The following is a 7,844-nucleotide window of genomic DNA, read 5'->3' as shown; positions in this document are numbered from 1 at the left end:
CGCCTTGGTCGACATAAGCGCCAATGTTGACATACGATGGCATCAACACGGCACCGGCTGCGATGTATGAGCCTTTACGAGCAACCGCTGGTGGTACCACGCGTACGCCAGCTGCTTTAAACTGCTCTTGAGTCCAGTCAGCAAACTTTGTCGGCACTTTGTCATAAAACTGCACGTGTTCGCCCGCCGCCTGGACATAGTTATCGTTTAAACGAAATGATAATAATACCGCTTTTTTGGCCCATTGATTGACCACCCATTCGCCATCTTTTTTCTCAGCAACACGCAAGCTACCGTTGTCTAACTGTTCAAGCACTGCGTTAATAGCCTCGCGTATGTCTTGTGGCATGGTTGCTGGGCTATAGTCGTTACGATTTTCAAAGGCTTGCTCGATGGTTTGTTGCAATGTCATAAATATTCCTAAAGTTGGTGAAGGGTAAAAAAGATAATAAAAGTGGTCGTTTAAATTAATCAAGCATGTTGCTAAGCATGTTATTACCAAGCATTTTGTTACTAGGCAGCAGTATTGCTATTTATCCAGTCTGCAATATCTTGATAAACCTGCTGTTTATTTTGTTCATGAATCGGCTCATGGCGCATGTGTGGGTAGAGCTGTAGCGTGATATTGCTAAAGTTCTGTTTTTCTAAACGGCTGGCAATTTTGCGAATACCTTTGCCCATATCGCCGATCGGGTCATTCTCGCCACTGACCAGTAACATCGGGAAATCTTTGGCAATGGTCGTTGCCCAGTTTTTATTGAGACCCGCTTCCATCAAGCTAAACAAGGTCAAAAACCCATTGTTGGTAAAATCAAAACCCGTCAATGGATCGGCTTCATAAGCTTCGATAGCTTGAGGATCTTCGTTTAACCAAGCAAATTCTGAAGAAGAGATACGATTATCAAGCTTGCTATTGAGTACCTTATTCATCACATTGGCAAAGACTGGGTTCGGCTTTTTAGGCGCCACTTTTGCCAGTACTTTATTAATGGGTAATAGCACTTTGGTCAATGGATTGGCATCAGCAGTACCCATTAAGATAGCACCAGTAAAGTTCTGCGCGTGATGTTTGAGGACGTTGCGCACGATAAACGAGCCCATCGAATGCCCCATAACGAAATGCGGCACATCAGGATGTCGGGCCTTTAGACTGTCTGCCATGATAATAACGTCTTTTAATAATGACTGCACGGGATGTTCTTCAGCAAAAAAACCTAAATCATTGGCTGATTTAACCGTCTCTCCATGACCCAGCTGATCATAAGTGGCGACCGCAATACCGTTATCTGCTAAAAACTGCGCAAGCTCTGCATAACGACCGCTGTGTTCCGCCATGCCATGCACGATCAGTAGGGTAGCAGTAATCGGCGTGGTATTATCGCTTGGCTCAAAAAAAGTATGGTGCAGATAATGGGTGTTGTCAGAGGAGGTAATTTGCTCGGTGTTACTCATAAACGAATCCTAATATTGATATAAAAGAGACAGAAAAAACTTTATAGTCAAACTTGTATGAACTTGACTATAAAGCATTAAATTTTTCTTAGTATGCTGTCATTATAGTTTTACTTTGTCGGGCGCTGATAGATTATTTTACCTTCTTTAATGGTAGTAACCACATGAATATCTTTAAGTTTATCTAATATAACCAAATCAGCGAGCTTACCTTTAGTTAAGGTACCTTTGCTATTTTCCTCATAATACTCATAAGCGGCATTGGTCGTGATGGCTTTGAGCGCTTGATAAGGGGTCGCGCGCTCATTGGCGCCGATAATCTTGCCTGAGCGCGAGGTGCGATTAACCGCTGACCAAACGGTAAATAACGGGTCGACAGGCGTCACGGTATCGTCAGAATGGTTGGTGTATTTTAACCCCATTTTATCCGCTGTCGCTATCGGACTTAAAAAATCAGCGCGTTTTTTGCCTAAATTCTGCACATGCACATCACCCCAAAAATAGGCATGATTGGTAAAAAATGACGGTAGCATCTTATATTTTTTAAAGGCTTCTAGCTGATCGGGGCGCGCAAACTGAGCATGAATGGGCACCGTACGGCGATCTTTATCAGCGGCTTTCCCCGTCTTTTTAACCGCATATTCGTGGGCTTTGATAATCATATCTGTCGCGCCATCGCCATTATTATGGATAAACAGCTGGTTATCGTGCTTATAAGCCTTGGCAAACATCTCATTGAGCGCATCTTGGCTGATACTCGGCAAACCGCGACAGTCTTTTTTGCAGTCTGGTACTGGCGTCAAATAAGGTTGACTAAAATAAGCGGTCTTCCCTTGCGGCGAGCCATCAGCTATGATTTTAGTCCCTTGTACTTTAAAACCGTTTTGATAGGTTTTCCAAACAAAGTCTTTGTCCGCTAAGTTTTCATCTAAATCACTGCTGCCTGCCAGTGCGACTAAGTCGATTTTCAGCTTGCCAGCATCGGCTTGTTTTTGGAAAAACTGAATAGTATTACGAGCTGTTGAACCGTTGTGGGCGGTCGTCAGGCCATTTTTGGCATAATAATCTTGAGTTTGCTCAAAAAACTTAGCTTGATTGGGCTCTAATACCTCTAGCATTCGCCGCATAAATGGATACATAGCGGTTTCTTGGACAAGACCATTTGGTTCGCTAGAACCTTTAACCCGTGCTATATTTCCACCTTCTGGATTTTTAGTATCTGCGGTAATGTTCAGGGCTGCCAAGGCTTTGCTATTGGCGACACCCATATGACCGCTGGTATGTTGCAGATATACAGGGTTATTAGGCAATACTTTATCGATATCTGCTTTGTTTGGATGACGACCTTCTTTTAATTGACTCTCATCATAACCCCAACCATAGATCCATTCATCATCGGCGATGTTATTGTCCTTTTTATAGTCTTTTAAGGCTTGTAGTAATTTATCCATACTATCTATCTTGCCAACTGGCGGCGGGTTTAAATTTGCCTGACCCATGGTGTTTGACACCATATCAAAATGACTGTGCGGATCAATAAAGCCTGGTAGCAAGGTTTTGCTGTTTAGATTTACTTGCGCCGCATTTTTATATTTTGATTGCGCCGTATTTAAATCCCCAACATAAGCAATCTTGCCAGCCTGCGTGACTAAAGCTTCGACCATCTGCGGCTGCTCACCTTCCATGGTAATGATGTTGCCATTGTAATAAACCGTTGCTGAATCGCTTGTTTGTTCTGTATTTGGCTGTTTTGCGGTGGTTTGCAGGGCAGTACAACCAATCATGCTCATCAGTCCAATACTCAGTAACGTCGGCTTAATAATACCTATAGTCATGGCGCTATCCCTAATAGTTTTTTATAGTTTTTTCACATAAATAAGAGCTCTATCCAATGTAGCGATAAAGCTTTAAAGGGTCAATGTTATTTATGAATTTAACGTTGGCACTTTTTAGCCAGATCTACAAACTTATTTTACATTTTCAAAAACAGCTTTTTGTAGCAAACTTTTTCTCGTACTAAAACGTCATACTACTAAGAATGAAACGAAATGCTTTTAAGGTGAGATGATATAAAGCGGCGATGACAATTATAAAGATATCGGACTTCAGTATGAATGAATAAGTAGAGGATATTAAGCTTTCTTACCATCGAACTGCCAAATAACCTCGCCCCAGTTATTGTGAGGGTAATCTGGCATGATGTCGCCTTTTTTAAAGTAAGCTCTGCTATCTGCTTTGGCTAAAGTGAACCAGTAACCAGATATAGGACAGGGCTGATTTGCTGGGCAACGCCCTTTGGCTTGACTAGTGATTTCGGGTGTAGCGGTAGGCTGGTTCTCGTAGTATGTCGTAATCTTTCCTATACTTGGGTCTCCAATACCGACAATTACGAGGCGGTTCAGTGTTTGTAAGCAGTGACATATTTTTTAGGAAGGGTTCTATTCTGGTGTCATATAACTATCTAAGGATTCTATGAATTCTTCATATCTCTTGCTATTATATAATTCTAGACAAGAGAATGTAGTGTTATCACCATCAAAAGATTTAAAGTTATTGCTTTTAATGTTTTCTGTTATGTATGAATGGACTGAATTGTATACATCTGGACTATTATGATTACCGTTATTAAGGTAAATACCTAAGGCTCTAGAGTAATCTAGGTAAGGTAAGTTCTTTTCTTCTGATTTTTTTTTCATACAATAAGAAAACCCGTAGTTTTGTAGGGATAGTCTAGAGGATTTTATATATTCATCGTGTTGTGAATAACAAGATTGGCTGAATAGCGATAGCAATATTATTGTTAAGTAACTAAATGGCTTCATTATTTTATTTCCCAAAAAAGTATTCTATCTGTTGTAGCAGGAGCATGGGGAACAAAGTAACAGCTGTCGCCACAAGCACTTCCATTCCATAAAGTAACATGGCCAGTAGCGTCACTCCATCCACTAACATCAAAGATTATTATTCCTGTTTTTCCAGAGAGCTTCCCGCTGACGCTAGCCATAGATGTATTACTAGATAGAAAAGTAGATGTTGGGCTACCAAATTTACTCTTTATTAGTTTTATCATTTCTTTAACACGCAGCAAATAACTAAAGTTATCCTCCCCTTTTACAGTATAAAATCCAGACTCCCTATTTTTTATTCTATATCCAGAGTAGTTTAGAGATCTACTTAACCTTAAAGCACATGCGTTTGTATAGGATGCTGGGTTCTCTTTATGCAGTGCAGCTTGTCCACCGACCATTTTATAAGTATCAGGAGCAGATTTATTGACAGGATAGTTTCGCCACAATTTTTTGAACAATGTATCTCTACTAATATTTACTTGTTGACTTCTATTGCTAGGTTCATTAGGCATGTATTATTCCTTATCTGAATCATTTTTTAGATGGATAGTTATATTTTGTTCTATAGAGGTGTACATCACATCGGTAAAGCCATCTTCATCAGTCGTACCTTCAAACACTTCACCCGTTATTTCAGCCTGCGCAATATAATCAACGAAACTATAGGGAATATCATCATCGTCAGCAAATCTAAATTGCGCTTTGTACATTGCACCAGCTATCAAGCTAGGCAACCCCGCCAAGCTCAACCCATCTTTACCGCCCCCAGCCTTACTATGCTTCCCAGCTTTCTCCGTAAACTGCTTAGCCGCTATCGTAATATTTGCGCCATCCAAAGTAATACTTGCACCACCTGCCGTCAGCGTAATCTTATTCGTTGCCACTATCTCAACCTCTTTGGTCGAGGAGGCGATATTGACATCCTGCTTTGCCGTGGCTTCAAGCTTTCCTGTATGGGCGGAGAGAGTAATATTGTCTTTGGCATTGGTCATGCTAAATTGACCATCGGCTATTATATTGAGTGACTCGCTGCTGACTTGGTTATGGCTATTGCCACTACTAGTTAGCATATCTTGCTGCGTGGTGGTTATCATTTCACCCATTGACCGGTGAATGAGTAGGTCATCACTGACATAACCAGTATCAGCCGCACTATCAATGAGCGTGAATGGCGTGGATTGATAGGTTTTGGTTTGCTGCTCATCACTGATATTCTCTAACTGTATTTTGATGACACTATGGTCATAGGCCGTTATCAGCTTTGTGTCTATAGCCACTTTCAATCGCTTGCTCATTATTTGTGGTAAATAGACTAGGGCGAGTCGATGACAGCAGACTGCCTGTATTAATCAGATGTTCGCTATCACCGATAGACTGCATGAGGGTTTAGTCGTCGTATCAATAGTAGACCTCTTTCAAAATTGACATTTTGTTGACTCCTAATGACGAAGATTCTACAGATAGCGCTGACTTATGCAAGAGGTCTAGTTAATAGCTATAGTGTTAATTACATAGTTGACTTAACATATCTTTCAAAATATTCATCAGCTTGGTCAGCGGGTATAGCACAAGAGGGGTCTATATCTAAAATATAACCTTGAGATTGGCAATTGTTTACATTATAAGTTGTTTCATCGCTACAATATCTATATTTAGTATTGTTTGCTATTTTTATATCATATATAAAGTATATTTCATTATTATATTTTATTTCATACACATTATTTGGATTAATACTTTCTTTTTTATCAAAATAAACTACAGTGTAGTCTTCAAAGCTTTTAATATATTTAAAAACATAATTTGAAACTATTTTTCTATCTTTATCTATCATTAATAAGCTGGCTTCATCTTTATCAGTTAACTGTTGAAAGTTTTGTATGTTAACTGTAGGGTTTAAAGTATTAGGACAGACATTACTATCACTTAGACAACCAGTTAGTGATATAGATATAAGAATAAGAGTGCAAGTTCGTTTATTCATTACTTTGCCTCAATGTGTCCATAGTAATTAGTCGAAAAGTTAGTAGCACTAATCCCTTGCTTTGAAATAATTCTTGGAGAGTTTTTGGGGTTGTATCCCCAAGTAAATATATCAAACTTTACATTTCCAATATGCAAAGAATCAATTGCGACATTATGTCCATCACCATCAAAAAACTGTAAACCACCTTCATAAACTACCCAATGAATTGAGTTTATATCTCTATCACCTTTTTTGTCATCAATCATTTTTGGCTGTATCATTATTATTATTTTTTTACCAGATTTATATTTTTTATCCATTTCAAATAATTTATCTATACTAAAGTTTCTCTTATTAATTATTGTCTTTCCAACATCTACTAAACCTAAATCATGACTTTTTGCACTGCTATAGCCTGCCACATCTTTACACATGCGAGTAAGCATTCCCATCCAGTTCACGGCGCCTAATTGATCAAATGACCCAGTTTCGATACCATCGTATCTTAGATTACTTTCACTACTACGTGTAGAGGCTAACACTATCCAATCAGCTTCATCCATTTTCATCTTTACATAACTAGAATCTGTAGGCTTTATATCGTACATGGAGCTGTTTGGCTCTATTTTATAACCATTGCTAAATGTATAGCTGCCTGTACGATGTAGTTCAATAGCAACTTTCTTGTAAAAATATTTGTCACGTTGTATAAGGATATAGTATAGGCATGCCATACCACAGAGTGATGAAGCACCCTGATCTATCATCCAAGGATACATCATTCTTTGTTTCACTTGGTTAAGTACCTTGCTACTATCAAAGTACATGAAACGATTATGGACGAAGTATTTATTACTATGAAATTTTTTTGGTCTCGCTTCCATGTAACAACTGACTTCGATTTCACAACCTGCAATATCTTTATACTTGTCTTTCAACTCTAGCTTAAACTCAGGTCCTACAGTTATTGCCTTTAACGTTATAAACTTATTCCTAGAGGTACTAGGGCTCATATATTTAATAACCCAAACTATTTTCGTACTTTCAATACTATTCTTCGAGCCTGCTAACTTAGCTAAGAACTTATAAGTTTTATTAAATACTAAGCCCTTTTTGTCAATTACACCTGTTCCTTTATTATTTGCACCTATTGTAAGGTCGGTTGTTAATTCAAAGTTTACTAGCGTCGGTACGCTAATACTTTGATTGTAGAGATTAAGCGTTCCTAATCTTGAAGAGGCTTTTGTAGTTATTTTACTCATTTTTTTGTCCTAAATGCTATCGTCAGTTATTTCATGCAACTCAACTACGTTATCGTCTTCATCAAGCTTTAAGTAAACTTCAATTTCTTCAGGATTATTTGAAGAAAAACGTTCAGTTCTGCCATTCTCATCGGTTTTTCCTGATTTTTGCTCTCCAGTATTGAGATTAATGGCTTCATATTCAACAAATGCTAATGGATGGCTTTCATCATCTGTGAACTTGTATGCGATACTATAAAGATTACTTAATATTTGTTTGTTAGGCAACCCCGCCAAGCTCAACCCATCTTTACCGCCCCCAGCCTTACTATGCTT

At 38.8% G+C, this 7,844-nt stretch carries 7 protein-coding genes and 1 pseudogene; all 8 read right to left on the bottom strand.

What is annotated here, in order from left to right:
- Nucleotides 1-412: pseudogene (gene dapD, locus V7D75_RS04125) on the bottom strand (2,3,4,5-tetrahydropyridine-2,6-dicarboxylate N-succinyltransferase); the annotation flags it as partial.
- Between the two features lie 101 nt (nucleotides 413-513).
- Nucleotides 514-1,452 carry an alpha/beta hydrolase gene (locus V7D75_RS04120; protein ID WP_333613524.1) on the bottom strand — a complete coding sequence of 313 codons (939 nt, stop codon included), beginning with the start codon at nucleotides 1,450-1,452 and terminating at the stop codon, nucleotides 514-516.
- Between the two features lie 110 nt (nucleotides 1,453-1,562).
- Nucleotides 1,563-3,287: an amidohydrolase gene (locus V7D75_RS04115; RefSeq protein WP_333613523.1), complete on the bottom strand. Its 1,725-nt coding sequence runs from the start codon at nucleotides 3,285-3,287 to the stop codon at nucleotides 1,563-1,565.
- A 986-nt stretch (nucleotides 3,288-4,273) separates the two neighbouring features.
- Entirely contained in the window at nucleotides 4,274-4,813 is a 540-nt protein-coding gene (locus V7D75_RS04110; protein WP_333613522.1) for a type VI secretion system amidase effector protein Tae4, read from the bottom strand.
- A 3-nt stretch (nucleotides 4,814-4,816) separates the two neighbouring features.
- The gene (locus V7D75_RS04105; RefSeq protein WP_333613521.1) at nucleotides 4,817-5,578 is read right to left on the bottom strand and encodes a DUF2345 domain-containing protein; all 762 of its coding nucleotides are present in this window, start codon (nucleotides 5,576-5,578) and stop codon (nucleotides 4,817-4,819) included.
- A gap of 230 nt (nucleotides 5,579-5,808) precedes the next feature.
- Complete coding sequence (locus tag V7D75_RS04100; protein WP_333613520.1) at nucleotides 5,809-6,285, bottom strand: hypothetical protein; 477 nt, start codon at nucleotides 6,283-6,285, stop codon at nucleotides 5,809-5,811.
- On the bottom strand, nucleotides 6,285-7,529 hold the full coding sequence (locus tag V7D75_RS04095; protein ID WP_333613519.1) for a hypothetical protein: 1,245 nt from the start codon (nucleotides 7,527-7,529) through the stop codon (nucleotides 6,285-6,287). Before V7D75_RS04095 ends, V7D75_RS04100 begins: the two co-directional genes overlap by 1 nt.
- A gap of 9 nt (nucleotides 7,530-7,538) precedes the next feature.
- A partial coding sequence (locus V7D75_RS04090; protein ID WP_333613518.1) for a hypothetical protein occupies nucleotides 7,539-7,844 on the bottom strand: 306 nt, incomplete at its 5' end.

It is taken from the genome of Psychrobacter sp., from assembly GCF_036731945.1.
GTDB lineage: Bacteria > Pseudomonadota > Gammaproteobacteria > Pseudomonadales > Moraxellaceae > Psychrobacter.
This window is presented reverse-complemented; position numbering and strand designations above follow the sequence as displayed.

Coding starts and splice junctions, on each gene's coding strand:
- V7D75_RS04095 (WP_333613519.1), bottom strand. CDS start 7,529: ATGAGTAAAATAACTACAAAAGCCTCTTCAAGATTAGGAACGCTTAAT.
- V7D75_RS04120 (WP_333613524.1), bottom strand. CDS start 1,452: ATGAGTAACACCGAGCAAATTACCTCCTCTGACAACACCCATTATCTG.
- V7D75_RS04100 (WP_333613520.1), bottom strand. CDS start 6,285: ATGAATAAACGAACTTGCACTCTTATTCTTATATCTATATCACTAACT.
- V7D75_RS04110 (WP_333613522.1), bottom strand. CDS start 4,813: ATGCCTAATGAACCTAGCAATAGAAGTCAACAAGTAAATATTAGTAGA.
- V7D75_RS04115 (WP_333613523.1), bottom strand. CDS start 3,287: ATGACTATAGGTATTATTAAGCCGACGTTACTGAGTATTGGACTGATG.